Raw genomic sequence first — 25,937 nt, 5'->3', positions numbered from 1 at the left:
CCCGGGCAAAGCGTGCCCGTCTGACTGCCAAGGATCTGCAATGAACACTGCCATGCCCCACAAGCCGTCCACCGCCTTCATTGCCGCCTCATGGGTGGCGCTGCTGCTGGGGGCCGCGGCCTACCTGATCGGCCTGTTCAACGCCACCTCGATGGCGCTCAACGAAAAGGGCTACTACCTGACCCTGCTGTTGTTCGGGCTGTTCGCGGCGGTCTCGCTGCAGAAGAGCGTGCGTGATCGCGTCGAGGGCATCCCGGTCAGTGGCCTGTACTACGCGCTGTGCTGGTTCGCGCTGCTGTCGGCACTGATGCTGCTGCTGGTCGGGCTGTGGAACGCCACCCTGGCATCGAGCGAGAAGGGCTTCTACGGCATGGCGTACGCGCTGTCGCTGTTCGGTGCGGTGGCGGTGCAGAAGAACACCCGCGACCTGATCGCCGCCGGTGGCGGCGAGAGCAGGCGCAGTGCGGTCGTGCCGCCGCTTCCGGAACAGGAATGATTCTGTAGAGCCGAGCCCATGCTCGGCTCTACACAAGTCCGGCGCTATCGCTTCAGCCGCGGATCCGCCAGCTGCGCTTCCTCCCAGCCACGGCGCACCGCGCTGCGTGCCTGTGCCCAGTCCAGGCGGCTGCGGCCGCGCTCGCTGGCCCAGCGTGATTCCAGCTCGCCCTCCACCTCTTCGTAGGCGCGGATGATGTCCTGCGCACGCGCGGCGTGGCCGATGCGGTAGGCCGGTTCATAATCCTCGAAGAACAGCTGGTCGTCGTAGTACGGCTCGGCGGTGTAGCGCTCGCGCCAGAAGTTGCTGACCGCGTCGCGCGGCGTGCTGTCGTCCGGTACGCGGCCGGGAATCTGGTACTCGGTCATGGAGGGGCTCCGTTGTGGACGAAGCCTGATCCTGCCTGTGGGCGGGTTAACGGCCGGGGCCGGCAGCGTGATTGCCAGATCAATCTGCCGGCGTGGCGCGCCACCGTTCACCCGGCGTCGGCGTCCTTGCGTGGCAGTTTGTAGATCACCGCGCCGATGGCGAACGCCACCAGCGCGGCGGCGATGTTCTGCCAGCTGGCACTGGCGAACAGCGCCAGGCACAGCAGCAGCGCAAGCACGGGAATCAGCGGGCCGCCGGGCAGTTTCAACGCGCCCGGGCGGTCGGCGTAGCGCTTGGCCAGCACCAGCACCGCAGCAGCGGTACCGATGTAGGCGAACAGGCGCGTGGTCATCGACAGCAGCGCCAGCTGCACGAACGAACCGGACAACGCCAGGCCAAGCGCGATCAGGCCCTGGCACAGGATCGACGCGGCCGGGGTATGGAAGCGTGGATGTACCTGCGCCAGGATCTTCGGCCCATAGCCATCGCGTGCCAGCGCGAACAGGAAGCGCGGGCCCATCATCATCGTGTTGCTGTTGGTGCCGAGGATGGAAATGGTGGCACCGATGGTCAGGATCAGCGCCAGCGCCTCGCCACCGAATCCGGCGGCGGCATCGGCCAGCGGCGTAGCCGAGCTTGACAGGCCGGCCAGCGTGCCCTGCGCCACCACCTGCACCGCGCCGTAGATGACGGTGACAGTGATGATCATGGTGATCAGCGCGAACGGAATATCGCGGCGCGGATTGCGGTACTCGCCGGCGGCGGCCGGGATGTTCTCGAAGCCGGCGTAGGCGTACAGCAGCAGGAGCGCTGCCTCGCCCATGCGCTGCAGGTCGTGCGGGTCCGGGCGCTGGCCGGAGAACGCCAGCTGCGGATCAATGTAGAACGCGCCGATGGCCACGAACAGCAGCAGCGGCAGCATCTTGCCGATCACCAGCACCACGCCGGTGCGCGCGGCCGAGCGCACGCCGATGATGTTGACCCCGGTGAGGAAGCCCAGCGATACCACGATCACCGCGATGCGACCCAGGCCGGCGCCAGCCCACGGCCAGAAGCGTGCGACCGCATCGGCCAGCGCATTGCTGAGCGCCGCGGCCGAGCTGATGCGGGTCAGCCAGATCATCCAGCCGATCTCGAACCCGGCGAAGCGGCCGAACGCCTCGCGCGCATACAGGTAGCTGCCACCCGGTTCATCGAAGTAGCTGGCGGCCTGCGCATAGCACAGCACCAGCAGCGCGACGACGATGCCGGCGGCGACCACGCCCCACAGGCTGAAGGGCCCGAGCAGGGCGACGGTGGCGGCCGGCAGCAGGTAGATGCCGCTGCCGATCACATCGTTGATCGACAGGCCGACGATCTGCCAGCGGCTGACCGCGCGCTGCAGCTGCGGTTCGTCCTGCGCGCTCAACGGGCGTCTCCGCTCAGTGCGGGCAACTGCCACTGTGCCTGCAGGCGCTGGTACTCGGCGCGCGGCAGCAGCACGAAGCGCGGCGTGTCCTGCGGCCGCAGCCAGTCCAGCAGCGCCTGCATGCGTGCCTGCGGCATGGCGGTGCAGCCGGCCGTGGCTTCGCCGGGCTGGCGCCACAGGTGGGCGAAGATGCAGCTGCCCTTGCCGGGCTGGTTGTCCGGGTTGTGGGCGATCACGAAGCCCTGCTGGTAGCGCACGTCGCCCTTGTTGTGCAGGTCCAGCCGCATCGGCTCGGTGGAGCCTTCCACGGCTGCCTTTCCAACCTTTTTCGCGTCGACGATGCGGTTGTAGAACGGCGAGGCGGGCACGTCCATGCAGTAGCTGCTGTCGAGCATTGGCTGGTACGGCATCGCGGTGCCGGGGCGGGTGACGGCGTAGCCGAACGCGCTGCCGAGCGCGAACACACCGGCCGGGCTGCGGCCGTCGCCTTCCTGCTTCTGCGGGCCATCGGCCTGTGCCGGATGCAGGCCCAGCCCCCATGCGCTGCCGGTGCGGCCCAGGGCCACCGGGAATGGCTGCCCATGCGCGTGCCAACCCTTGCCATCGCGTACATACGCCTGCAGTTGGCCCTGGGTGCTGTCCCAGCCTTCGCTGGTGACCACGATCAACTGGCGCGCGCCGTCCAGCGGCGCAGCATGAACGGATAGAGCTGCGGCAAGCAGCAGCGCAGCGGTGGCAAGACGGACCAGCGATTTCATCAACGTGCGCTCCGGTCAGGAATCCAGCAGGTGGTCGATCCGCTCCAGGTTCACGGCCAGCTGCTGCTGGCGGTCCGGATTGGCGTGGCAGAGCAGCACGAACAGGAAATCCAGCAGGGCGTGCATGGCGCTACGGTACAGCAGCTGCGCGACCTGCGGCGTGCGGTCGTGCGCGCAGACCGCCAGTGCCGCATCCGCATGCGCGCGCAGCGGATTGGCGGTATGGCGGGTGATGGAAATCACCTTGCCCCCCATGTCCTGGAACTGCCGCGACAGCTGCGACAGCTGGGGCAGGCTGCCGAATTCGGAGAACACCAGCAGCACATCGTTCGGGCGTGCCGCCGACAGGTTGGCCAGCATCAGGACCGGGTCGGTATGCGGCACCACCAGCAGCCCGAGCAGCGACAGCCGCATGGCGAACTCGCGGGCGTACAGGCCGTCATCGCCCAGCCCGTACACGAACAGCTTCGGGGCGTCGTCGAGCAGCTGCACGATGCGTTCGATCTCCGCGCGCGGGTTGGCCTGGCGGGTTTCCTCTTCGGCCAGCGCCTTGCTGCGACGCAGGGCCTCGCCCAGGCGCAGGTAGTCGTCGCCGCTGTCCGGCTCGCTCGGTGCCTGCTGCGGGTCAGCCCCGGCGCGGGCGACATCCTGGCCGACGGAGTATTTCAGGTCCGGGTAGCCCTTGAAGCCGAGCTTCTGGCTGAACTTCACCACGCTGGACTGGCTGATGCCCAGTGCGCTGGCCAGCTGCTGGGACGAGTAATCGCGCAGCAGGTGTGCGTTGTCGAGGATGAAGTCGGCGATGCGGCGTTCGATGGCCGACATCTGCCCGCGCTCGGAACGGATCTTCAGCAGGGGCGGCATGCGGGGTGTCCGGGTGTCTGCAAAGGCGTTGCGGTTGGCAGCGTAGAGCGTGTCATGGAATGGGTCGGGCGGGTGGGGATTGCAGGGGACGCCGTGAATCCGTCCATGGAGGCTTGGCCGCCGCATCCATGCGGCGGACACCCCTGCAAGCCCCACCCGCCCGACCCCGGACAGATCGCGCGCGTGCCAGCCGCGAAGGGGTTACGGGATAGGGCAAAAACCAGAGCAACGTCGTCCACGCGCGGCGTGGATCTACGGTTCAACCCAGCATCTCCAGCCCGCGCACTTCGGTGATGCCCAACCCCGGCACGTCGCTGATGCTGATCTCCGATTCGTTGAAATGCACGCCACCGCTGACCGGGTCGAACTGGCCCAGCGACGGGCCGTCCAGATCGACCTTGGTGATCACATCGCTCTTGGCTACTGCCAGGTGCACCGCGGCGGCCACGCTGATGCTCGACTCGATCATGCAGCCGATCATGCACGGTACGCCGTAGATACCGGCGATGTCGGCGATGCGGATCGCGTTGGACAGGCCGCCGGTCTTCATCAGCTTGATGTTGATGATGTCCGCTGCGCGCTGCTGGATCAGGTCCATCACCTGGCTCGGGCTGAACACACTCTCGTCGGCCATCACCGGCGTGTTGACGCGGTCGGTGACGTACTTCAGGCCGCTGATGTCGGCGGCTTTCACCGGCTGTTCCAGCAGTTCCAGCACCACGCCGGCCTCTTCCAGCGTACGCATCGCATGCACCGCCTGCTTGGCGGTCCAGCCCTGGTTGGCATCCAGCCGCAGCAGTGCGCGGCCCTCGACGGCGGCATGGATCGCCTTGACCCGTTCGATGTCCAGGCCGATGTCCTTGCCGACCTTGATCTTCAGCGACTCGAAGCCGCGTTCGATCGCCGACAGCGAGTCGGCCACCATCTTGTCGATGTAGTCCACGCTGATGGTGATATCGGTGGTGATCACCGGGTCGCCGCCACCGAGCATCTGGTACAGCGGTGCACCATGCAGCTGCGCCCACAGGTCGTACAGCGCAATCTCCACCGCGGCCTTGGCACTGGTGTTGCGCTCCATCGCGCTCTGCACCAGCCCACACAGGCGGTTGAGGTTGACCACCTCCTGGCCGATCAGGCGCGGTGCGATGAAGTGGCGGATCGCTTCGATGATCGAGCCATGGGTATCGCCGGTGATCACTGCCGTGGCCGGCGCTTCGCCATAACCGGTGTGGCCGGTGTCGGTGCGGATCAGCACCACCACGTCCTCCACGGTCTCCACCGTGCGCAGGGCGGTCTTGAACGGCGTCTTCAGCGGCACGCGCAGCATGCCCAGTTCGATGGCGGTGATCTTCATTCAGGGAGTCTTGGCTCGCAGGCGCTGGATGTTGGTGATGCGGTCGATGTAGCGGACGCTGTCGCTGGCCATCATCGGCTCCAGCGGCGTGACCGAAACACCATTGAGATGGGCCTGCACACGCGTGCCGTCGGCACCGAACCAGCTGCCACCCGCCGTATCGTGGATGACCCAGGTGCGGCCGTCGACGTGGCCGATGGCCATCATCACGTGGCCGGGGATGTAGACCAGGTCGCCTACCTGCAGTTCGGTGACGGCGCGGTCGCGCACGATCTTGCCGTCCTTGCTGGTGAACGGCAGGCGGTCCAGCGCCGGGCTGACCGCCTGCGCGCTGGTATTGCGCGGCAGCAGCACGCCGAAGCTGCGGTAGATCTCCGAGACGAACCCACTGCAGTCGCGGGTGTCGTAGTCGTGGCCCCAGCCGTAGCGCTCGCCGAGGAACTTGAAGGCCTGCTGCAGCAGCAGGCGCGGGGTCAGCGGCAGGTAGCCGGCGGCGGTGTCCTGCGAGCGCGGCAGCAGCGCAGGGACCAGTTTCAGGCGGCCATCGGCCTCGCGTACCGGCAGCTGCACCACCCACGACGCATGCGCTTGTTGCCCGTTTACCGCCTTAGCAGCGGGCCAGTCGGCCAGCACCGGCAGGCGCACGCCCATGTCCAGTTGAAGGCGCGACACGCGCGGTTCTTCCGGGGTGTAGGCGGTCTGCGCGGTGGCACCGGTGATGATGCGGTAGGGTCCCTGTGCGCCGTAGCCGAGTACCGTGGCCTTGTCACCGCTGGCGATCGCGTCGGCCTCGACCCACGCGCTGTAGCGCTCGCTGTGCACGAACAGCCAGCGGCCATCGGCACTGCGATGCACCACGGCGACCTTGTCGCCGGGGAACAGCGCCGATTCCTGGAAGCGGTCGATGTCGGTGTCACCGACGCTGCTGAAAACGCGCTCGCGGGTGGGGAAGGTGCGCAGCGCTGCACGCTTCACCACCAGCCCATACTGCGGCGCTACCTGCGCGGGAATCGCCTCCAGCCCGAGGTTGGCTTCGATCGCGCTGCGCAATGCCGCTGTGATGGGCTGGCCCTTGTCGTTGTAGAGGGCGCGCGTCGGCCAGCTCGACAGTGCGCCGATGCTGCCGCGTACCGCCACCGCATCCAGCTGCGCAGGCAGTGCGGCGATGTCCTGGATGTGGCTGTCCTGCGCCCGCATCCGCGCGTTCTGCGCGTCGATCTGCGCGCGGTCGAGGATCGGCGCATCGGCGTTGTCCAGGCGCGCGGCCCAGTACTGCGGGGTCAGGAACGCCTCGTGCAGGCCGATCACATACGGCAGTGGTGCGCCGGGATCGGGTGCCGGAGTAGTCTGCGCAAAGGCCGGCGCCGCCAGCAGGCACAGCGCCAGGGTCAAGCGGCGCGGCCAATGCCGGTGCCGTTCGCGGGAAGCCAGGATCATGCGCTGCACACCCTCCTCGAATGCTTGTTGGAATATTTATTCCTTTCTGCCTCGAAATCAAGAATAAATTATTGACCGGCATCCCGGCCCGTGTTACACAGCCGTTACCACCCGCGCTGGGGAAGTGTCGCTGTGGATCCTGCCGTTCGCAAACCGCGTCTGACTGCTGCTGCCGGCCTGGGTGCCGCGCTGCTGCTGTGGGCGTGGTCGGCGGGCGCGGAGCCGCCACCCTCGGCCATCCAGTTCGCGCGGGTCGTGCAGATGATCGACGCGGGACGGTTCTCCGAAGCCCATAGCGAACTGAACACCTGGTCGGCGGCCGACGCGGCGGAGCCGGGCGTCAGTTTCGATGACATCGCGTTCCAGGAAGAACGCATGCGGCGCATCCGCCTGGACTTTTCCCTCGACGAAACCGCCGCCAAGGCTGCCGTGCGGCGCTGGATTCCCGACCTGACCGACGAGGAATTCGCGCGCTGGGATCAACTCGGCCTGATCGAGCACCTCGATATCGATGGTACGCGCTGGTACTTCAAGCGCGCACCGTCGAACCTGTTCCTGCTCAGCGATGAAGCACGTGCACGCCGCCGTGCGGATGCACCGATGCCGGCACCGGGCCCGAACGAAGTGCTCAACGCCCACCACGCGCGCGTGCTTGCCGCGGCCGAACAGAGCGGCAAGGCCTCGGTGCTGCCGCAGCGCATCGAATTCACCCAGTCGCTCACGGTGAAGGCCGATGCGGTGCCGGCCGGCGAGACCGTGCGCGCATGGATTCCGTATCCGCGTGAGATTCCCGGCCAGCAGGAACAGGTGCAGTGGCTGGGCAGTACGCCGGGCAAGGCCCGCGTGGCACCGGCAAGCACGCTGCAGCGCACCGCCTACCTGGAAGCCAAGGCCGTAGCCGGCAAGCCGACCCGCTTCGAGATCCGCTACGCGGTCACGATCTTCGCCCGGCATACCGCGATTGATCCGGCCAAGGTGCAGCCGACACCGGTCGAACCAGCGCTGCAACCCTACCTGTCCGAGCAGCTGCCACATGTGCGCTTCACTCCTGCACTGAAGCTGTTCTCCGACCAGGTGCTGCAGGGCGAGACGCGGCCGTATGAGGTGGTGCGCAAGCTGTTCGCTGCGGTGGATCGCATTCCGTGGGCCGGTGCGCGCGAATATTCCACGATCAGCAACCTCAGCGATTACGCGCTGCGTGCCGGCCATGCCGACTGCGGTCAGCAGACGCTGCTGTTGATCGCGCTGCTGCGCATGAACGGCATTCCCGCGCGCTGGCAGTCGGGCATGGTGTTCTCCGGCGATGGCAGTGGCTACAACAACCTGCACGACTGGGGACAGGTCTACCTGGCGCCGTATGGCTGGCTGCCGATGGACGTGACCACCGGCGCACTGGCCAGCGACGTGCCGGCCCTGCGCAACTTCTACCTGGGTGGCCTCGACGGCTACCGCATCGCCTTCAACGATGATTTCGGCCAGCCCTTGGTGCCGGCCAAACAGCACTTCCGCTCGGAAACGGTCGACTCGCAGCGCGGCGAGGCCGAGTGGGCAGGCGGCAACCTGTACTTCGACCAATGGAGCTACGACTTCCAGTGGCGGGTACTGCCAGCCAGGCAACGCTAGCGCGACACATCACACTCCACACCATTCAATTCTTGCAGGAGAGAGCAGGGGATGAAGGCTTACAGCATCACACGGGCGGCGTTGTACGTCGCGCTCGGGGCGTGCCTGGGCGTGATCGCGCCCAGCGCATTCGCACAGGACGGTTCAGTGGTTGGCCGGTTGAGCAGCGATGCCGGCCAGGTACCGGCCGGTGCCACGGTAACCGTACGCAATCCGGCCACGGGCTTCGTCCGTTCGGTACAGGCCGAAGCCAATGGCAGCTATCGCATCCCGCTGCTGCCGGTCGGCACCTACGAGATGGACGTGAGCTTGCCGGGAGGAGCGGCCAGTCGTGTTGGCCAGGTCACCGTCAGCCTGGGCAGCGCGACCACGGTGAACGTGCCGCTGGGTGCGGTCAGCACGCTGGGCACGGTCGAAGTGCGTGCCCCGCAGGTGGTGTCGATGGTGGACGTGAAGTCCACCGAGTCGGCCACCAACATTACCCGCGAGGAGTTGTCGCGCCTGCCGGTGGACCGTGACATCACCGCCGTGGCCCTGCTGGCGCCGGGCGCGGTGAAGGGCAAGGGCTCACTGGGTGGCCAGGGCATCTCCTTCGGGGGCTCATCGGTGGCCGAGAACACCGTGTACATCAACGGCCTGAACGTCACCGACTTCTACAATCGGGTTGGCTTCTCCTCCGTGCCGTTCTCGTTCTACCAGGAGTTCCAGGTCAAGACCGGCGGCTACTCGGTGGAGTTCGGGCGCAGTACCGGTGGTGTCATCAACGCGGTGACGCGCTCGGGCAGCAACGACTTCAAAGCTGGCGCCGAGCTGGTGTTCGAGCCGCGCGCGTGGCAGTCGCAGGCGCGCGACCGCTACGACGGCAGCGGCAGCCGCTACATCACTGCCAGCCGCGACGACTACAGCCGCAGCGCGCTGAACGTGTTCGCCTCCGGAGCGCTGGTGCAGGACCGGTTGTTCTTCTTCGGCATGTACGAAGCCCGCGACTATCGCCCGACATCGACCAACGACGCCGGTACCCGCCTCAACCAGGGCAAGGCCGATGATCCGTTCTGGGGCGGCAAGCTCGACTGGCGCATCACCGACAACCAGATGTTCTCGCTGTTCGGCTTCTCCGATCGCAACAAGACGCTCACCGACGTCTACGCCTATGACTACGAGCGTGGCAGCACCGTGGGCGAACGTGCCAACCAGATCATGAACACCGTGGGTGGCCGCAACTGGTCGGGCACCTATAGCTGGCAGGTGAACAACGACCTGACCATGAAGCTGATGTACGGCGAGAACAAGCGCAACCGCGTGCAGAGCTCGCTGATGGACGAGAACTGCAACCGGGTCTTCGACAATCGAACCGCCAGCCAGGGCGTGCCCACCGCGCTGCAGGGTGATCGCAGCTGTACCAGCAGTTCCCAACTCGAATCCGCGCTGGATACGCGCAAGGCGGCACGCGCCGATTTCGAATGGACATTGGGCAACCACCTGCTTCGCTTCGGGCTGGACCGCGAAGAGAACACGTCCGACTACAGCCGTGCCTATCCTGGCCCGGGCGGTCTGCGCTACGACATCTACGCGCGCACGCCGGGCAGTTCGCTGAATGGTGGCGTGGTGCCGGCCAGTGGACTGGTGGCGCGTACCCGCCGCTATGAAGTTGAAGGCGCGTTCGAAACGATCAACTCCGCGTACTACCTGGAAGACAACTGGCAGGTGACGCCGAACCTGCTGCTCAACCTCGGCCTGCGCATGGAAGCCTTCGACAACAAGGGCGGCGACGGCAGCAGCTACATCAAGATCGACAACATGCTGGCGCCCCGCCTGGGCTTCTCGTGGGACGTGCGTGGCGATGGCACCACCAAGGTGTTCGGCAACCTCGGCCGCTACTTCCTGCCGGTGGCCAACGTCATCAACATCAAGCAGGCCGGTGGCTTCCTTGACGAACGCACCTGGTATGAGTTCCTGGGCTACAGCGGCGCGGCCAACAACGTGCCGGTGCTGGGCGCACAGATCGGACCGGTGGACAACTCGCAGGGCGATGGCAGCGTTCCGGACCTGCGCGCCGAAGTGAACCGCGACATGGATCCGGTTTATCAGGACGAAGCGATCCTGGGCTTCCAGCAGATGATCAACGAAGCCTGGTCGATCGGCGCCAGCGTGACCTACCGGCGCCTGCACAACGCCATCGATGACATGAACATCACCGCCACCGGCCAGTGCGGTGCGATTGACGGCGTGTGGATCATGGGCAACCCGGGGCGCACCAACACCGTGTGGGGCGATACCGATTGTGACGGCCGCAATGATGGCTGGATCAGCATCGATACGTCGAAGGAAGGCTGGGCGCTGTATGACGACAACGGCAACTATGTCGGGCAGCGCGGCTGGGTGAAGCCCAAGCGCGACTACAAGGCGCTGGAGCTGCAGGTCGATCGTGCCTGGGATGGCAAGTGGGGCTTCAACGCGTCCTACACGCTGGCCTACGGCCGCGGCAACGCCGAAGGTCCGGTCAATTCCGATACCGACTTCGCCGATGCCGGGCGCACCGAGAACTTCGACAATCCGTGGGTGAACTACGGCGGCTATGGCTACCTGGCCAATGATCGCCGCCACCAGTTCAAGTTCCGCGGCAGCTACGCGCTGACCGAGAACCTGAGCGTGGCCGCGACCCTGGGCGTGCAGTCGGGCAGCCCGATCACCCGCTTCGGCGCAGGCAATCCGTTCGATGCGACCGACTTCCACAGCTATTACGTGTGCGTGTCCAACTGCCAGGCCAAGGTACCGTCCGAACGGGTGTTCGTGCATTCCCCGCGTGGTGGTGATGGGCGCACGCCGTGGACCTACGATTTGGACGTGAGCGTGTCCTACAAGGTGCCGATCCCCACCGACCTGCGCCTGAAGCTGGCGGTGTACAACGTGCTCAACCAGCAGCGCGTGGTGACCGTGGACCAGGACTACGAACCGCAGGACAGCATCGGCACGCCAAACCCGCTGTTTGGCTACGGAACCGGGTTCCAGTCGCCGCGCTATGCGCAGCTGACCGTGACATGGGCGTACTGACGCCCATCGAGTACACCCGGCGCGGCCTCTGCTTGGCCGCTCTGGCAGTGCTTCCGGCTGTGGCAGCGCAGCCGGCCGGCACCGCACCCCTCGATGCCGATGTCGCGGCCGTGGTCCAGCATGAGCATCTGCCCGGGCTGGCCATGGCCGTGGTCGAGCAGGGGCGGGTGATCTACCGGCACGCCGAGGGCGCGCGCGGCGATGGCGGGCGCATCGATGAGGACACGCTGTTCAAGATCGCCTCCAACAGCAAGGCGATGACCGCCGCGCTGCTGGCGCGGCTGGTGCAGCAGGGCAGGCTGCGCTGGGATGACCCAGTGCAGCGCTACCTGCCGGAGTTCCGCATGCATGACGCATGGGTGGGCCAGCAGATGCAGGTGCGCGACCTGCTGATCCACAACAGCGGCCTCGGCCTGGGTGCGGGCGACCTGATGCTGTGGCCGGAGCCGAACACCTTCACCCGTGCCGACATCATTGCCGGGCTGGCGCACCTGAAGCCGGTCAGCAGCTTCCGCAGCCATTACGCCTACGACAACCTGATGTACGTGGTGGCCGGCGAAGTAGCCGCTGCGGCCGGTGGAAGACCCTATGACCAGCTGATGCGCGAACAGGTGTTCGAGCCACTGGGCATGGCACGCTGCCAAGTGGGGGAGTGGTCGGTGAAACGCGTGGGCAACGTGGCGCAGCCGCATGCCTGGCGTGGCGATCGCAACGAGGTGGTGAACGCCGATGGGGTCATCAGCCCGGACCTGCCCTCGATGGCGGCCGGCGGCATCCGCTGCTCGCTGCGCGACATGACGCGCTGGATGCAGGTGCTGCTGGATCCTGCATTGGTACCGGACTGGCTGCGCACTGAGCAGCGCCGAACACTCTGGACCCTGCACATGCCGATGCCGCTGGGCGAACGCCAGCGGCGCTGGGACAACGCGCACTTCTACGGCTACGGATACGGCTGGCGGGTGTCGGACATGGACGGGCAGTGGAAGGTGGCGCACACGGGCACGCTGTCGGGCATGTATTCGTCGCTGGCGCTGCTGCCCGACCGTAGGCTCGGTGTGGTAATGCTGATCAACGGCGAGGGCGAGGATGCGCGTACCGCGCTGATGCAGGCCATGTTGAAGCGCTTCACCGCACCCGATGAAGCGCGCCCGGCGATGGCCTACCTGGCCGAGCTGAAGGCTGAGCAGGCGACGCGGGCGGCAACCGGCCATCAGCGACCAGCCACTTCCGATGCGCGACAGGCGCCGGCTTCCGATCTGCCACGCTGGCAGGGCCGCTACAACGACCCGTGGCTGGGTCCGGCCTCGCTGTGCCCGGGCAAGGACGGCCTGCGCTTCAGCGTGGACAAGTCGCCCAGGCTGCAGGCCACGGTACTGCAGCTGCAGGGGCGCTGGCTGCTGCGCTGGGATACGCTGGGCGACGAAGCGCAGGCGTGGCTGCAGCCGGGCGAAGGCCCGTCGCCGACGCTGGACCTGCGCGCCATCGATCCGGACATCGACTTCAGCTATGACTTCCAGGACCTGCACTTCACTCGTACTGGCGATTGCCCTGGCCGCGACAGCCCGCGGCGCTGAGCCGCCGCGCGTTTCAGCGGCCACTGATGCGGCCAGCGCCGGACTGGTGGAGATCCGCGCGCTATCGCCACACATCGACATGGACATCCGCTACGCCGGCGCCAACAACTTCACCGGTGTGCGCGTTCCCGGCTACGAGGTGCCTTCCTGCTATCTGCTGGCGCCAGTGGCGAAGGCACTGGCCCAGGTGGAGCAGGATCTGCGCGCAGATGGATGGGGCCTGCGGATCTACGACTGCTATCGGCCGGTGCGCTCGGTGCAGGCCTTCATGGCCTGGGTGAACGACCCGCGCGAGCTTTCGCGCAAGGCATTGCAGTACCCGGACCTGGACAAGCCACGCCTGCTGGCCGACGGCTACATCGCCGAGCGTTCCGGCCACAGCCGCGGTGCCACGGTCGACCTTGGCCTGCTGGATTGCCGTAGCGGTACCTGCACGCCGCTGGACATGGGTACGGATTTCGATTTCTTCGGGCCGCGTGCGCATACGCAGACGAGTGGATTGAGCGAGGTGCAGCAGGCGAATCGACGGCAGCTGGTGCGCGCGATGGCCCGGCGCGGTTTCGTGAATTATCCGCAGGAGTGGTGGCACTACACGCTGCAGCCCGAACCGGACCCGGGCACCGCGTACGACGTCCCGGTGCGGTAGGGGTATCTGCAGGGCGCCGCCCTGCCGATACCCTTACACTGGCCGCCTTCTCATCCCTGCCCACCCGATGAACCTTCCCTTGCACTTCGGCCTGCTCGGCACCCTGGAAGCCGGCGCCATCGCCCTGCTGGTCGGCCTGCTGGTGTACTTCCTGTGGTCGCGCCTGTGCCGGCTGCTGCACTGGTCGGTGGGCCATGCGATCGGTTGGGCGTGCGTCATCTCGGTGGTGATCTCCACCGGCATCGATGCATGGAAGCTGTTCTACATGGGCATCGTGCGGCTGGAGTCGCCGCTGTATGCGCGCTTGTTCCTGTCCACCATCCACGATCCGAACGAACTGGGCAGCCGCGTGGTACTGGAAATCGCCGGTGCGCTGGCCGGTGTTGCGCTGGGATGGGTGATGTTCAGTTCGCGGTCATTGGAAAAAACCGTCGACTGACGCAGGTTTTTCGTTGCCTGCCGGTTAAATCCTGCTGCGCTGAATGTGCAGCTTATGAGCCGCTCACTCCGCCCTAACCAGCGCGCTAATGCATGCACGCAGGCCAGTGGTTAATCGCGTGTATGCATGCCGGTCGCAACCCAAAATCGATTCAGAAACGCGGTGGCAGGGTAGGTGCCGTGCGGAAACAACACGCCGCGCACCACCACCCAATCGGTAGGAGACACCCCTGATGACTATTCGCAACCGCAAGCCCCTGATCGCCCTGATCGTCGCCGCCGGCAGCGTGCTGGCCATCCCGGCGATGGCCCAGTCGGCCAAGCAGCAGGCCGCGCAGGCGCAGAACGAAGCCGCGCAGGCCCAGCAGGCGGCGGCACAGGCCGGGCAGGCGGCTGACCAGGCCACCAACGCGGCCGCAGCGGCCTCGGCGCAGGCCAATGGCGGTGGCCAGACCTGGGCCAGCATCGACACCGATGGCAACGGCACCATCAGCAAGAGCGAGGCACAGGTGAACGCGGGCCTCGCCCAGGTGTTCGACCAGGCCGATACCAACAAGGACGGCGAGCTGAGCGCCGATGAGTACAAGGCCTACGTGGCCGCCCAGCAGGCCGGCGCAGGTGCCGGCGCGGCGCAGGGCCGCTGATCCACGCCTGATTCGGGAAAACCGGTGCATGGGGACCCGGGCGGCTACGGCCGCCCGGGTTTTTCCCGTCCACCGGGCCCCTGTATCCTTGACGGATGAATACCCCCACGCCTGCGCCGTCGCGCGCCATCGGCCTGGTTGGTTTTGACGGTGACGACACGCTGTGGAAGAGCGAGGACTACTACCGCAAGGCCGAGCAGGATTACCTGGACCTGCTGTCGCGCTATGTCGACGTGCACGACACCCAGACCGCCCGCCACCTGCTGGAAGTGCAGCAGCGCAACCTGGCCGTGTTCGGCTACGGCGTGAAGGGCATGGTGCTGTCGATGATCGAAGCGGCCATCGACATCACCGGCCAGCGCATCGACGCCAAGGACATCCAGCGCATGCTGGACATCGGCCATGACACCCTGCGCCACCCGGTCGAGCTGATCGACGGCGTGCGCGCATCGGTGGCGGCCATTGCCGAACAGTACCCGGTGGTGCTGATCACCAAGGGCGATCTGTTCCATCAGGAAGCCAAGATCAAGGTGGCCAACCTGCGCGAGCTGTTCCCGCGCATCGAGATCGTCTCGGAGAAGGACCCGGAAACCTACGCGCGCGTGCTGGCCGAATTCGACCTGCCGATGCAGCGCTTCGTGATGGTGGGCAACTCGCTGCGCTCGGATATCGAGCCGGTGGTCACCCTTGGCGGCTGGGGCGTGCATACCCCGTACGCGGTGACCTGGGCCCACGAGACCCAGCACGGCGTGGCCGACGACGAACCGCGCATGGTCACTGCCGATACCGCGCACGATTGGCCGGCCGCGCTGGCCGCGATCGAGGCCAAGGCGGCTGCGGCGGCCTGACAGGGGCGGGCGGCTGCGGCAGAATCGGGGCATGAACGTCCGACTGCGCGCACTGATGCTGTCCCTGCTGCTGGCGCCGGCCACCGTGCTGGCCCAGCAGACCGCCGAGCGCTCGGCGGCCTACACCGTGGAAACCGGTGACAGTTGGGTGGATGCCCAGCTGCAGGACATCAACCATTACGCCGAACGCTACCCCGACGCCTTCCTCGATGAGGTATCGCGCTATGCCGGCGTGCCGCGCGGCTACATCAGCGCCTTGTTCACCACCCACGGCTGGCAGGCCGGGGATATCTATTTCGCCTGTTTCTGGGCCAAGGCCAGCGGCCAGACCTGCCGCGACAGCGTGCGCGCCTTCAGCCAGAATCCGGAGGGCGGCTGGGAGGCGGTGGTCAAGCGCATGCCGCGCACGCCGGACAACCTGCATTACCGCGCCGTGCGCCATGCCATCGTCGCCAGCTATGAGCACTGGGACCGGCCGATCACCCTCGATGCCACCCTGAAGCGCCAGCTGAAGCGGTAGTGCCGGCCGCTGGCCGGCAATTCCTATCCTATGCTCCAGGCATCCAGAGGGTGCCGGCCAGCGGCCGGCACTACCGATTTCCTTCATGTTGCTCTGCATATCGCCGCCGCCGCGCGCTCCGGCGACAATACGGGTTCGAGCTGTTCCCCGTTCCCGTAATCGAGTGACTGATGAGCGCCTCTTTCGTTTCGCCTGATGTGATCCGCCGCCTGTTCGCCCAGGCCATGTCCCGCATGTACCGCACCGAAGTGCCGCTGTACGGCACGCTGGTGGAACTGGTGGAGCGGATCAACGCGCAGGTGCTGGAGCAGGACCCGGCGCTGGCCGCGCAGCTGCAGCGCAATGACGAGCGCGCGCGCCTGGACGAGGAGCGCCACGGCGCGATCCGCGTCGGCACCATGCAGGAACTGGCGACGCTGCGCCGCCTGTTCGCGGTGATGGGCATGTTCCCGGTCGGCTATTACGACCTGTCGGTGGCCGGCGTGCCGGTGCACTCCACCGCGTTCCGGCCGCTCACCGGCGCCGCACTGGCACAGAATCCGTTCCGTGTGTTCACCTCGCTGCTGCGCCTGGAACTGATCGAAGACGAAGCGCTGCGTGCCGAATCTGCGCGCATCCTCGAACGCCGCCGCATCTTCACCGAGGGCGCGCTGGCACTGATCGACCAGGCCGAGCGTGACGGTGGCCTGTCGCAGGAAGACGCCGAACGTTTTGTCGAAGAAGCGCTGGAAACCTTCCGCTGGCACGGCGACGCCACCGTCGACCTGCCGACCTACCACGCCCTCAACAAGGCGCACCGGCTGGTGGCCGACGTGGTCAGTTTCCGTGGCCCGCACATCAACCACCTGACCCCGCGCACGCTGGATATCGACGCGGCGCAGGCGGCGATGATCGAGCACGGCATGGCCGCCAAGGCGGTGATCGAAGGCCCGCCGCGCCGCGCCTGCCCGATCCTGCTGCGCCAGACCAGCTTCAAGGCACTGGAAGAAGCGGTGCATTTCCCGGACAGCGAAGGCGGTGATGCCGGCACGCATACCGCGCGCTTCGGCGAGATCGAGCAGCGCGGGCTTGCGCTGACCCCGAAGGGGCGCGCGCTGTACGACCAGCTGCTGTCGCAGGCACGCGATGCCGGTGGCGAAGGCAGTACCGGTGGCGACTATGGCCAGCGCCTGCAGGCGGTGTTCGCCAGCTTCCCGGATGACCATGACACACTGCGCCAGGAAGGTCTGGGCTACTACCGCTACCAGCTGACCGACGCCGGCCGCGCCGCGCCGGAACGCGTGGCCGACCTGCCGGCCGAAGTGCTGGTGGCCACCGGCCTGGCCACTGCCGACCCGATCGTCTACGAGGATTTCCTGCCGGTCAGCGCCGCGGGCATCTTCCAGTCGAACCTGGGCGGCGAAGAACAGCGCGCCTATGCCGCCCACGCCAACCGCGAGGCCTTCGAGCAGGCGCTGGGCGCGGCGGTGAATGACGAGTTCGAGATCTACGAGCGGCTGCAGGCCGAATCGCTGGCGGCGCTGCGTACCGCGTGAAGGTAGAGCCGGCCGCTGGCCGGCTGTTCTGGAGAGCCGGCCAGCGGCCGGCTCTACCACGGTCCCCGGGCCTCAGCCCTTCATGGTGCCGGTATCCAGCCAGCGCTGGTGCCACGACAGCGCTTCCGGCAGCAGGTGCGGGGTGTGCTTGCCGTAGCTCTCGCGGCTGGCACGGTCGAAGTAGTCCTGCAGCTGCGCGCGGAAATCCGGGTGCGCACAGTTGTCGATCAGCACCTGCGCGCGCTTGCGCGGGGTCAGCCCACGCAGGTCGGCCAGGCCCTGTTCGGTCACGATCACCGAGACGTCGTGCTCGGTGTGGTCGACGTGGCTGGCCATCGGCACGATGGCCGAAATGGTGCCGTTCTTGGCGGTGGACGGGCTCAGGAACGCGGACAGGAAGCCATTGCGGGCAAAGTCACCCGAACCGCCAATGCCGTTCATGATCCGCGTGCCCATCACGTGCGTCGAATTGACGTTGCCGTAGATGTCGACCTCGATCATGCCGTTCATGCCGATGCAGCCGAGGCGGCGCACCAGTTCCGGGTGGTTGGAGATTTCCTGCGTGCGCATGATGATGCGCTCGCGGTAGAAATCGATGTGCTCCTTGAACGTCTCGTTGGCCTGCGGGCTCAGTGCGAAGCCGGTGCACGAGGCGTAGCTCAGCACGCCATCGCGCAGCAGGTCGAGCATGCCGTCCTGGATCACCTCGGTGAACGCGGCCAGGTCGCGGAAACCACTCTTGGCCAGGCCAGCCAGCACCGCGTTGGGGATGTTGCCCACGCCCGACTGCAGCGGCAGCAGGTTCGGCGGCAGGCGGCCCTTCTTCACTTCGTGCTTGAGGAACTCGATCAGGTGCGCGGCGATCTGCTCGCTGGTCGCATCGATCGGGCTGAACGGGCTGTTGCGGTCCGGGCCGTTGGTGCGCACCACCGCCACGATCTTGTCCGGGTCGCAGCGCAGCGCGGTGTCGCCGATGCGGTCGTTGGCGTTCACCAGCGGAATCGGCTTGCGGTGCGGCGGCAGCGCGGTGCCGTAGTAGATGTCATGCATGCCGTCGACGCCGGCCGGCTGCCATTCGTTGACCTCGACGATCACCTTCTTCGCCAGGTCCAGCCAGGTCTTGTTGTTGCCGACCGAGGTGGAGGGCACCAGCGAGCCGTCCTCGCGGATGGCCGACACTTCGATCACGGCGGTATCGATCTCGCCGTAGAAACCGAACCACACGTGCTGGGCGACGTGGCTGAGGTGGATGTCGATGTAATCCAGCTTGCCCTCGTTGATGCGGTTGCGCGCATCCGGGTCGCTCTGGAACGGCATGCGCATGGCGATGCCATCGGCCTTGGCCAGCGCGCCATCGAGTTCCGGCGCGGTGGAGGCGCCGGTCATCAGCTTGATCTGGAAGGGATTGCCCTGGGCATGCACCGCTTCGATGCGGCGCGCCAGTTCGACGGGAACGGCCTTGGGATACCCGGAGCCGGTAAAGCCGCTCATGGCCACGGTTTCACCGGGCTGGATCAGCGCGGCTGCGGTCTCGGCGGAGACCACGCGGTCACGAAGACGCGCGTTGGCGATGCGATCAACAGACATGACGACAGTGTTTCTGGGGGGAAACCCGATTATCGGCCATCCTCATCCGTACGGGGGGTTCTACCTTCGTGGAATGGCTTTTCCCTACCGCGGTCACCCGAACCGGCCGGTTTTGTTTTGCAGTGCAGCGTGCAAAGTGCTTTCGCAGCCCGCACGATGGCCCTGCATCCCGACGTGGGGGAGGGAGCAGAGCCCGCTGGCAGTTCGCTGCAAGCGGGCTTTTTTATTGCCTGCCGCCCATTATGAATACGCGGACTCCATTATCGGTAGTGCCGGCCGCTGGCCGGCAACCTCCGCACCCCTGCCGGCCAGCGGCCGGCACTACCGGATCCGTTGCGCCCCGGCCGGGTCGATACAATCGGGCCATGACCCTCGCCCCCGCTGAACTGCCCGCTACCCTGCAGCCCCTTGTCGACCGTGCCCTGGCGCGCCTGGCCCAGGTTCTGCCCGAGCCGATCCCGCCCGACCTGCAGCCGCTGCTGACCCGGCTGGCGGTAGCCAGCGACTTCGCGCTGGATACGCTGGTGCGGCAACCGGCGCTGTTGGCGCAGCTGGCCGCGCCCGCGTGCCCGCCGATTCCCGCCCCGGTACTCGACCCGCTGCAGCCCAGCGACTGGCCGGCCCAGCTGCGGCGCTGGCGTGCGGCGATGTCGACCCGGCTGATCTGGCGCGACCTGGCCGGGCTGGACGACGTGGCACAGACCCTGGCTGGCGCCACCACCCTGGCCGAGGACTGCCTGCGGCTGGCGCTGGACGCGCTGCAGCAGGAATTCGCGCAACGCCACGGGGTCATCCGCGATGACCACGGCCAACCCATGCAGCTGGTGGTGTTCGGGCTCGGCAAGCTGGGCGGTGGCGAGCTCAACTTCAGTTCCGACATCGACCTGGTCTACGCCTATCCGCAGGGCGGCGAATCCGACGGGCCGCGCGCGCTGGCCGCCGAAGAGTACTTCGCCCGGCTCGGCCAGCGCCTGGCCAAACTGCTGGACGAAACCACCGTCGATGGTTTCAGCCACCGCGTCGACCTGCGCCTGCGCCCGTTCGGCAGCGCCGGCCGCGTTGCGCTGTCGTTCGCGGCGATGGACCAGTACTTCCAGCGCGAGGGCCGCGACTGGGAACGCTATGCCTGGCTGAAGGCGCGTGCCGTGGCCGGCGACATCGAGGCCGGCGAAGCGTGGCTGCAGACCCTGCGCCCGTTCGTCTACCGCCGCTACCTGGATTTCACCGCGCTCGACGGCCTGCGCGAGATGAAGGCGGCGATCACCGCCGAAGTCGCGCGGCGCGAACTGCACGAGGACATCAAGCGCGGTGCCGGTGGCATCCGCGAAATCGAGTTCCTGTGCCAGGCACTGCAGCTGATCCGCGGCGGCCGTGAACCGGCACTGCGCGAGCGCCGCCTGCTGGTGGCGCTGGAGGCACTGGTGGCGGCCGGGCAGATCGCGCCCGAGGATGGCGCCGCGCTGCGCGAGGCCTATCTGTTCCTGCGCAGGCTGGAAAACCGCCTGCAGATGCTGCGCGACGCACAGACCCATGTGCTGCCCAGCGACACGCTGGACCGCGAGCGCATCGCCGTCGGCCTCGGTTATCCGGATTGGGAAGTGCTGCGCGCGGCGCTGGCAGAACAGCAGCAGCGGGTCAGTACTGAATTTGCCGCGCTGCTGGCGCCGCGCAAGGGCCAGGCCGCGCCCGATGCGTTGGCCAACTACTGGCGTAGCCTGCCCGACGGCAGCAACGCGCCGCTGCTGGCCGAAGCCGGTTTCCTCGACGCCAACGGCGCCGACCAGTCGCTGCGCGATTTCGCCCAGGGCACGGGTGTGAAGTCATTGTCCGATGCCGCGCGTGCGCGGCTGGATCGCGTCCTGCCGGCGCTGCTGCATGCGGCCACGCGTTCACCGCAGCCCGATGCCGCGCTCAAGCGCGTGCTCGGCCTGCTGCAGGCGGTGCTGCGCCGGACCAGTTATCTGGCGCTGCTGGACGAACAGCCGAGCGCGTTGGCGCGCCTGGTGGACGTGCTGGCGCGCAGTGCGCTGCTGGCCGAGCGCCTGGCGGCCTATCCGTTGCTGCTGGACGAACTGCTGGACGTGCGCGTGTCCGGGCCGATGCCCGATGCCGCTGGCATGCTGGCCGAGTGCCAGCAGGTGCTCGCGGTGGAAGACCCCGAATCCGCACTGCGCTGGCTCAACGAGACGCGGCTGGCGCTCAGCTTCCGCATGGCGATGGCCACGCTGGATGGCCGCCAGGGCGCGGTGGACAGCACGCGACAACTGGCCGAACTGGCGCAGGCGGTGGTGATCACCGTGCTGGCGATGGCCGAGGTGGACATGCGCGCCGCGCACGGCGAGATTTCCGGTGGGCGCTTTGCGATCATCGGCTACGGCAGCCTCGGCGGCCTGGAACTCGGCTTCGGTTCCGATCTGGACCTGGTGTTCCTGCACGACAACCCGGCCGGCGTGGACGCCAGCGATGGCGCGCGCCCGCTGGAGCCGGGGCGGTGGTATGCGCGCCTGGCGCAGAAGGTGATGGCACTGCTGGGGGCCGTCACCGCCGCCGGCCGCCTGTACGACATCGACGTGCGCCTGCGCCCGGATGGCGGCAAGGGGTCGCTGGTGTCTTCGCTGGCCAGTTACACCGACTACCAGCGCGAACGCGCATGGACCTGGGAACACCAGGCGCTGGTGCGCGCGCGTGGCGTGGCCGGTGATGCCAGCCTGCTGGCGGACTTTGAGCAGGTGCGTGCGCAGACGCTGGGCCGCGAGCGTGATGCCGGTGTGCTGTATGCCGACGTGTTGAAGATGCGCGGCCGCATGCGCACCGAACTGGACCGCAGCGATGCCGCACGGCTGGACCTGAAGCAGGGCGCCGGTGGCGTGGTGGATCTGGAGTTCCTGCTGCAGACCGGCGTGCTGGCGCGCAGTGCGCAGGTGCCCGCGCTGCTGGAACCGCGCGACACACCGTCGTTGATCGATGCGCTGGGCGCTGCCGGTTTCCTGCCCGATGCCACCACGCAGGCGCTGCACACCGCGCACGCGACGTTGCTGGAGGTTGGCTTGGCCTGCACGCTGGATCGGCGGCCACGGCTGGCACCGACCACCCCGGCCATTGAAGAGGCGTGTGCGGCGATCACTTCGGCGTGCGTTGAAGCGAAGCTGCCGTTCGCCTGACAGGCAGCGATGGCTGGGCAATGGCCTGCTTCTGGTGGGTGCCAACCAAGGTTGGCACCCACCGAATCATTTCTCCCACCGGATCAATGGCCTCGCCGATACCCCGCTTCTGGTGGGTGCCAACCTTGGTTGGCACAACCCATCAGCGTTCATGACCCCGGCAACAGCGTGCCAACCAAGGTTGGCACCTACCAGGGCAACGGCGGTCAGCTGGTGGCGCGTAGCGGCGCCATCTTCCACAGCAGTGCGCGGAACGGGGCCAGCAGGCACACGCCGATCGCCAGCTTCACCGCCAGGTCGCCGGCGGCCCAGCTCACCCACGGCAGCGCCGAACCGGCAAACGCGATCGACCAGAAAATGGTGGTATCCACCGTTGCACTGCAGGTGGTGGCCACCATCGGCGCGCGCCACCAGCTGCCACGGCGCAGGCGATCGAACACGGTGATGTCCAGCAGCTGGGCCACGATGAACGCCGAGCACGAAGCAATGGCGATGCGCGGCGTGGCCACCCACACCGACAGCAGCACCGCCACCAGGAAGCCGATCCAGGCTACGCGGCGCGCCGGGCCCGGGCCGAAGCGGCGATTGATCAGGTTGCTGACCAGGAACGCGACCGGATAACTGAAGGCGCCCCAGGTCAGCCAGTCATTGATCGGGTACTGCACCAGTACGTTGGACAGCAGCACCACCGCGCCCATCGCCAGCACCGCCAGCACCAGGGCGCGCGGGGTCAGCGGGGCAAACACAGGGACAGGACGCACGGACATGGCGAGCCAGGGGAATAAAGGGGATCGCCCATTATCCGCCCGGCCCGCGGCAAATCCAAAACCGGTCGTTCAGTTTTACAGCGCTTCGCTCATCACATCGCCAGCGGCATACGCGGTCGGCACGTACGCCAGGGTCTGGCCCTGTGCGCTCTTCACGTTCCAGCCGGCGCCGGCCTCGGTGGGGTCGAAATGCACCTGCTGGCCCACCACGAAGGCGGCCGTCGGGTTTTCGCCCTCTGGCTGCACGGTCCAGCGCAGGGTGGCGGTGTGGTCGGCCTTGTCCGGCACCTGCAGCTGCACCTGGCGCTCGCCCTCCGGCGTGGTCTCCACCTTCTTCACTTCCATCGGCGGCAACGGCACCGCCTTGGTGCGGGTGGCCTTGCCGTTGCGCTCGCTGGCCTTGAACGGCGCCTTGGACAGTTCGGACAGGCCCATCGAAGCCGCCATCGGCAGCGACAGCACCACGAACGAGGTCACGATCACGCTGGCCTGGCTGCTGTTCAACTGCGGCGCAGCGCCCGCATGGACGGTGGGCACCAGCAAGGCGGAAAGCAGCAGGGCAGACGCGGGAACGCGCAGGCAACGGAACATGGGACCTCCTGGTCGCCAGAAAAAGGGGATGAAATTCACGGGGTGGCCGCGGCCGCACCGGCCACCGGCACATGGGGAATCACCAGTTCCTGCTGCAGCTGGCTGCGCTGGTGCAGGAAGTCGAACACCGATTCCACCGTCACCACCGAGTAGTTGCCAGAGATGCGTTCGCCGGCCGGATGATCGGTGGTGGTGGCGTTGGCCACGAACAGGCGCGCACCCACGCGCTTGCCCAGGCCGATATGCAGCACGCTGGGCCGGTACTTCTGTTGGCGCAGCCACTGCTGCGCCTGTTCGCGCTTGACGATGGCCGGCGCGCCTTCGCTCTGCGCCATCGCCGCCGCCAGCACTTCCAGCACCCACTGGTTGGAGTTCTGGTAGTCGGTGGCGAACGGGTAGGCCACCACGTTGTACTTCGTTTCGTGCAGTGCCTTGGGCTGGATCGAGGGCGATACCAGCATCGCCCGCAGTGCCGCGCGCAGCGGCGCGGCGGGCACGCCGATGCGCAGATCGGTGTGCCCGCCACTCTCGCCGACGAAGTTGCCCAGGCCTTCGTGGTACAGCTGCGAACTGTCGGTCTTGCAGCGGTTGAGCAGGTGCATCGCGCGCCAGCGGCCGTCGTCCTCGCGCAGCAGGAAGGCCAGGTGGCTGTGGCGCAGGCCGTAGCGGCTCAGGTCCTGGCCACCGCGCGCGGCCACCACCACGTCCACGTCGGGCAGTGCATCGAGGCGTTCGGCGGTGGTCCAGGCCACATCCAGCATGGCGGCCTGTGCGGCCACGCTGGGGTAGCGCTCGCGGCATTCGGTGCTGTTGGCCCAGGCCGGTGCGGTCGCCAGCAGGCTGGCGATCAGCAGCGCGGCGCGCGGCAGGCGATAGAAACGATCCATGTCGGTACCTTCAACGGCGGGCAGGCCCGCGCGCCGATCATACGCCGGTCAGCGCAGCGGGCGGTCCACGCCCTTGCGCTTGAGTTCGCGGTCGCAGGCGTCGCTGATGGGGGCCACCGGCAACGGCGGGCGCTGGCCCTTCGGATCGCGCAGCGCCGGTTGCTCGCGGTACGCATCCAGCTGCTGCTGGCATTGGTAGGAGATCGGGTCCAGTTCGGTGGGCGACGTGGAACACGCGGCGAGCAGGGCCAGCGGCAGCAGGAGCAGGGTGCGCATGAAGGCGTTCAGTCCAATGGGGGGACACCGGACTCTAACGGTGCGCGCGGATCGAGATGTTCAAAAATCGCTGGGCGATCAGATGGTGCCGGCCAGCGGCCGGCACTACCTTGATGCCAGGCGCTGCTTTACCTCGGCGGCGATCCGCGCGGTTTCGCGCAGCGGTTCGATGCGGTCGTACTGCCAGTCCAGCCAGCGTTCCTGCAACCGCCCGCGTTCGCGCAGCTGCTGCTGGAAGCGTGCCAGCCGTCCCTGTGCGGTACCCGCCAGCGCCACCATCACCGGCATGCGCGTGGCACAGGCTTCAGAGAGCAGGTTCACCGAGTCCGGCGAGACCACCACGCGGTTGGCCCAGCCGAGCAGGCCGCCATACGGATTCACCCCGTCGCCGCCATCGCCCCAGATCACATGCGGGAGGTCGGCGAAGGTCGCGCGCAGGATCTCGGCCAAGGCCGGTGGCGTGCGCCGCGAGGTGGTGGCCAGCAGGCTGCCTCCCTTGCTGCGGATCTGCTCGGCCAGGGCGCGGAACACGCCCACCATCGCCGGTTCGTCCCACGGCGCCAACGGCGTGGGCCCGCCCACCAGCAATGCAGTGCGCGGGCCGGGCAGCGTGCTGAAGCCGGCGAAGGCGGCGCGGCCCCAGGCCAGCCAGTCATCGTCCACCGGGTTGAGGCTGCCGAGCAGGGTCAGCACGTTGCTGCCGCGCAGGGTGTCGTGTTCGGGCACCACCACCACGTCCCAATGGCGGGCACTGATACGGGGGTCGAGGATCTGCACCACTTGGCTGCCGCGCGCACGCAGCACGCGCAGGGCGCCAGCGGCCTGGCGGCCACAGCCGATCGCCAGCGCCGGGGCCTCGGCGGCCAGCGTCGCGAAGGCCTCGCCGTAGCCATTCACATCGCCGGGTAGGCGCCGCGGCGACAGCCAGCGCCAGGGTGCGCGCGGCTGCAGGACCAGCGGCCGATGGGTGCCCTGGCGCAGCGCCGAGGCCAGCGCAACCGCCTGGCGGACATTGCCCGCGCGGCCGTCAGTGACCGTCCAGGGTGCGCTCGATCGTTTCACCATTGGCATTAATTCGTTTCAGCCCTGCTGGGTGTTGCAAC

Annotated in this window: 23 protein-coding genes; 11 read left to right on the top strand and 12 right to left on the bottom strand. The window is 67.4% G+C overall.

Annotated elements, in window-relative coordinates; translation table 11 throughout:
- Nucleotides 1-40 precede the first annotated feature (40 nt).
- A complete protein-coding gene (gene yiaA, locus AC5P7U_RS18485; protein ID WP_004153916.1) occupies nt 41-496 on the top strand; it encodes an inner membrane protein YiaA in 456 nt (151 codons plus the stop codon).
- A gap of 44 nt (nt 497-540) precedes the next feature.
- Here the strand turns inward: yiaA and AC5P7U_RS18480 are convergent, their stop codons facing one another.
- From AC5P7U_RS18480 to AC5P7U_RS18455, 6 genes are all read right to left on the bottom strand, one after another.
- Entirely contained in the window at nt 541-864 is a 324-nt protein-coding gene (locus AC5P7U_RS18480; RefSeq protein ID WP_053510518.1) for a hypothetical protein, read from the bottom strand.
- Nucleotides 865-971: 107 nt separating this feature from the next.
- The gene (locus AC5P7U_RS18475) at nt 972-2,273 is read right to left on the bottom strand and encodes an APC family permease (RefSeq protein WP_053448599.1); all 1,302 of its coding nucleotides are present in this window, start codon (nt 2,271-2,273) and stop codon (nt 972-974) included.
- Entirely contained in the window at nt 2,270-3,031 is a 762-nt protein-coding gene (locus AC5P7U_RS18470; RefSeq protein WP_049457750.1) for a L,D-transpeptidase family protein, read from the bottom strand. Before AC5P7U_RS18470 ends, AC5P7U_RS18475 begins: the two co-directional genes overlap by 4 nt.
- A 15-nt stretch (nt 3,032-3,046) precedes the next feature.
- Nucleotides 3,047-3,895, bottom strand: a complete 849-nt coding sequence (locus tag AC5P7U_RS18465; protein WP_049457749.1) for a MurR/RpiR family transcriptional regulator — start codon at nt 3,893-3,895, stop codon at nt 3,047-3,049.
- A 259-nt stretch (nt 3,896-4,154) separates the two neighbouring features.
- Complete coding sequence (locus tag AC5P7U_RS18460) at nt 4,155-5,249, bottom strand: dipeptide epimerase (protein ID WP_040009090.1); 1,095 nt, start codon at nt 5,247-5,249, stop codon at nt 4,155-4,157.
- Nucleotides 5,250-6,686, bottom strand: a complete 1,437-nt coding sequence (locus AC5P7U_RS18455; RefSeq protein WP_414555076.1) for a C40 family peptidase — start codon at nt 6,684-6,686, stop codon at nt 5,250-5,252. It lies immediately after the preceding gene.
- Nucleotides 6,687-6,818: 132 nt separating this feature from the next.
- On the opposite strand from AC5P7U_RS18455, the gene AC5P7U_RS18450 reads away from it, so the two are divergent.
- The 9 genes from AC5P7U_RS18450 (at nt 6,819) to hglS (ending at nt 17,565) form a co-directional block, all read left to right on the top strand.
- Nucleotides 6,819-8,309, top strand: a complete 1,491-nt coding sequence (locus tag AC5P7U_RS18450) for a transglutaminase-like domain-containing protein (protein WP_004153922.1) — start codon at nt 6,819-6,821, stop codon at nt 8,307-8,309.
- A gap of 51 nt (nt 8,310-8,360) precedes the next feature.
- Nucleotides 8,361-11,360 (top strand): TonB-dependent receptor, encoded by a 3,000-nt coding sequence (locus AC5P7U_RS18445; RefSeq protein ID WP_495221333.1) that lies wholly within the window; start codon nt 8,361-8,363, stop codon nt 11,358-11,360.
- Entirely contained in the window at nt 11,348-12,934 is a 1,587-nt protein-coding gene (locus tag AC5P7U_RS18440) for a serine hydrolase (RefSeq protein WP_414555075.1), read from the top strand. The genes AC5P7U_RS18445 and AC5P7U_RS18440 overlap by 13 nt, the downstream gene beginning before the upstream one ends.
- Nucleotides 12,867-13,580: a M15 family metallopeptidase gene (locus tag AC5P7U_RS18435; protein ID WP_197564145.1), complete on the top strand. Its 714-nt coding sequence runs from the start codon at nt 12,867-12,869 to the stop codon at nt 13,578-13,580. The genes AC5P7U_RS18440 and AC5P7U_RS18435 overlap by 68 nt, the downstream gene beginning before the upstream one ends.
- A 67-nt stretch (nt 13,581-13,647) precedes the next feature.
- Entirely contained in the window at nt 13,648-14,019 is a 372-nt protein-coding gene (locus tag AC5P7U_RS18430) for a hypothetical protein (protein WP_004153927.1), read from the top strand.
- Between the two features lie 232 nt (nt 14,020-14,251).
- A complete protein-coding gene (locus AC5P7U_RS18425) occupies nt 14,252-14,662 on the top strand; it encodes an EF-hand domain-containing protein (RefSeq protein WP_004153928.1) in 411 nt (136 codons plus the stop codon).
- A 95-nt stretch (nt 14,663-14,757) separates the two neighbouring features.
- A complete protein-coding gene (locus tag AC5P7U_RS18420) occupies nt 14,758-15,510 on the top strand; it encodes an HAD family hydrolase (RefSeq protein WP_008264489.1) in 753 nt (250 codons plus the stop codon).
- A gap of 31 nt (nt 15,511-15,541) precedes the next feature.
- Nucleotides 15,542-16,030: a hypothetical protein gene (locus AC5P7U_RS18415; RefSeq protein WP_414555074.1), complete on the top strand. Its 489-nt coding sequence runs from the start codon at nt 15,542-15,544 to the stop codon at nt 16,028-16,030.
- A gap of 170 nt (nt 16,031-16,200) precedes the next feature.
- On the top strand, nt 16,201-17,565 hold the full coding sequence (gene hglS / locus AC5P7U_RS18410; protein WP_414555073.1) for a 2-oxoadipate dioxygenase/decarboxylase HglS: 1,365 nt from the start codon (nt 16,201-16,203) through the stop codon (nt 17,563-17,565).
- A gap of 72 nt (nt 17,566-17,637) precedes the next feature.
- Here hglS and scpC read toward each other — a convergent pair whose 3' ends face one another.
- Complete coding sequence (gene scpC, locus AC5P7U_RS18405; RefSeq protein WP_053448609.1) at nt 17,638-19,152, bottom strand: succinyl-CoA:acetate CoA-transferase ScpC; 1,515 nt, start codon at nt 19,150-19,152, stop codon at nt 17,638-17,640.
- A 365-nt stretch (nt 19,153-19,517) separates the two neighbouring features.
- Here scpC and glnE point away from each other — a divergent pair, with 365 nt between their 5' ends.
- Nucleotides 19,518-22,313 carry a bifunctional [glutamate--ammonia ligase]-adenylyl-L-tyrosine phosphorylase/[glutamate--ammonia-ligase] adenylyltransferase gene (gene glnE, locus AC5P7U_RS18400; RefSeq protein ID WP_495221331.1) on the top strand — a complete coding sequence of 932 codons (2,796 nt, stop codon included), beginning with the start codon at nt 19,518-19,520 and terminating at the stop codon, nt 22,311-22,313.
- 206 nt (nt 22,314-22,519) lie between these two features.
- Here glnE and AC5P7U_RS18395 read toward each other — a convergent pair whose 3' ends face one another.
- From AC5P7U_RS18395 to AC5P7U_RS18375, 5 genes are all read right to left on the bottom strand, one after another.
- Nucleotides 22,520-23,080, bottom strand: a complete 561-nt coding sequence (locus AC5P7U_RS18395; protein WP_495221330.1) for a queuosine precursor transporter — start codon at nt 23,078-23,080, stop codon at nt 22,520-22,522.
- Nucleotides 23,081-23,155: 75 nt separating this feature from the next.
- A complete protein-coding gene (locus AC5P7U_RS18390) occupies nt 23,156-23,671 on the bottom strand; it encodes a hypothetical protein (RefSeq protein WP_197565056.1) in 516 nt (171 codons plus the stop codon).
- Between the two features lie 35 nt (nt 23,672-23,706).
- Complete coding sequence (locus AC5P7U_RS18385) at nt 23,707-24,558, bottom strand: DUF2145 domain-containing protein (RefSeq protein ID WP_495221329.1); 852 nt, start codon at nt 24,556-24,558, stop codon at nt 23,707-23,709.
- A 48-nt stretch (nt 24,559-24,606) separates the two neighbouring features.
- Nucleotides 24,607-24,834 (bottom strand): hypothetical protein, encoded by a 228-nt coding sequence (locus tag AC5P7U_RS18380; RefSeq protein ID WP_049457909.1) that lies wholly within the window; start codon nt 24,832-24,834, stop codon nt 24,607-24,609.
- Between the two features lie 105 nt (nt 24,835-24,939).
- The gene (locus AC5P7U_RS18375; protein ID WP_495221328.1) at nt 24,940-25,899 is read right to left on the bottom strand and encodes a mitochondrial fission ELM1 family protein; all 960 of its coding nucleotides are present in this window, start codon (nt 25,897-25,899) and stop codon (nt 24,940-24,942) included.
- Nucleotides 25,900-25,937 lie beyond the last annotated feature (38 nt).

It is taken from the genome of Stenotrophomonas sp. YJH_SMC_57 (genome assembly GCF_059369755.1).
This window is presented reverse-complemented; position numbering and strand designations above follow the sequence as displayed.

What these genes read in the sequence shown, in the direction of transcription:
- AC5P7U_RS18460 (WP_040009090.1), bottom strand. Translation starts at nt 5,249, where the DNA reads ATGAAGATCACCGCCATCGAACTGGGCATGCTGCGCGTGCCGCTGAAG.
- AC5P7U_RS18440 (WP_414555075.1), top strand. Translation starts at nt 11,348, where the DNA reads ATGGGCGTACTGACGCCCATCGAGTACACCCGGCGCGGCCTCTGCTTG.
- AC5P7U_RS18465 (WP_049457749.1), bottom strand. Translation starts at nt 3,895, where the DNA reads ATGCCGCCCCTGCTGAAGATCCGTTCCGAGCGCGGGCAGATGTCGGCC.
- AC5P7U_RS18420 (WP_008264489.1), top strand. Translation starts at nt 14,758, where the DNA reads ATGAATACCCCCACGCCTGCGCCGTCGCGCGCCATCGGCCTGGTTGGT.
- AC5P7U_RS18380 (WP_049457909.1), bottom strand. Translation starts at nt 24,834, where the DNA reads ATGCGCACCCTGCTCCTGCTGCCGCTGGCCCTGCTCGCCGCGTGTTCC.
- AC5P7U_RS18480 (WP_053510518.1), bottom strand. Translation starts at nt 864, where the DNA reads ATGACCGAGTACCAGATTCCCGGCCGCGTACCGGACGACAGCACGCCG.
- AC5P7U_RS18375 (WP_495221328.1), bottom strand. Translation starts at nt 25,899, where the DNA reads ATGGTGAAACGATCGAGCGCACCCTGGACGGTCACTGACGGCCGCGCG.
- AC5P7U_RS18395 (WP_495221330.1), bottom strand. Translation starts at nt 23,080, where the DNA reads ATGTCCGTGCGTCCTGTCCCTGTGTTTGCCCCGCTGACCCCGCGCGCC.
- AC5P7U_RS18430 (WP_004153927.1), top strand. Translation starts at nt 13,648, where the DNA reads ATGAACCTTCCCTTGCACTTCGGCCTGCTCGGCACCCTGGAAGCCGGC.
- AC5P7U_RS18415 (WP_414555074.1), top strand. Translation starts at nt 15,542, where the DNA reads ATGAACGTCCGACTGCGCGCACTGATGCTGTCCCTGCTGCTGGCGCCG.
- AC5P7U_RS18455 (WP_414555076.1), bottom strand. Translation starts at nt 6,686, where the DNA reads ATGATCCTGGCTTCCCGCGAACGGCACCGGCATTGGCCGCGCCGCTTG.
- yiaA (WP_004153916.1), top strand. Translation starts at nt 41, where the DNA reads ATGAACACTGCCATGCCCCACAAGCCGTCCACCGCCTTCATTGCCGCC.
- AC5P7U_RS18445 (WP_495221333.1), top strand. Translation starts at nt 8,361, where the DNA reads ATGAAGGCTTACAGCATCACACGGGCGGCGTTGTACGTCGCGCTCGGG.
- AC5P7U_RS18385 (WP_495221329.1), bottom strand. Translation starts at nt 24,558, where the DNA reads ATGGATCGTTTCTATCGCCTGCCGCGCGCCGCGCTGCTGATCGCCAGC.
- AC5P7U_RS18425 (WP_004153928.1), top strand. Translation starts at nt 14,252, where the DNA reads ATGACTATTCGCAACCGCAAGCCCCTGATCGCCCTGATCGTCGCCGCC.
- AC5P7U_RS18390 (WP_197565056.1), bottom strand. Translation starts at nt 23,671, where the DNA reads ATGTTCCGTTGCCTGCGCGTTCCCGCGTCTGCCCTGCTGCTTTCCGCC.
- AC5P7U_RS18470 (WP_049457750.1), bottom strand. Translation starts at nt 3,031, where the DNA reads ATGAAATCGCTGGTCCGTCTTGCCACCGCTGCGCTGCTGCTTGCCGCA.
- AC5P7U_RS18435 (WP_197564145.1), top strand. Translation starts at nt 12,867, where the DNA reads ATGACTTCCAGGACCTGCACTTCACTCGTACTGGCGATTGCCCTGGCC.
- scpC (WP_053448609.1), bottom strand. Translation starts at nt 19,152, where the DNA reads ATGTCTGTTGATCGCATCGCCAACGCGCGTCTTCGTGACCGCGTGGTC.
- glnE (WP_495221331.1), top strand. Translation starts at nt 19,518, where the DNA reads ATGACCCTCGCCCCCGCTGAACTGCCCGCTACCCTGCAGCCCCTTGTC.
- hglS (WP_414555073.1), top strand. Translation starts at nt 16,201, where the DNA reads ATGAGCGCCTCTTTCGTTTCGCCTGATGTGATCCGCCGCCTGTTCGCC.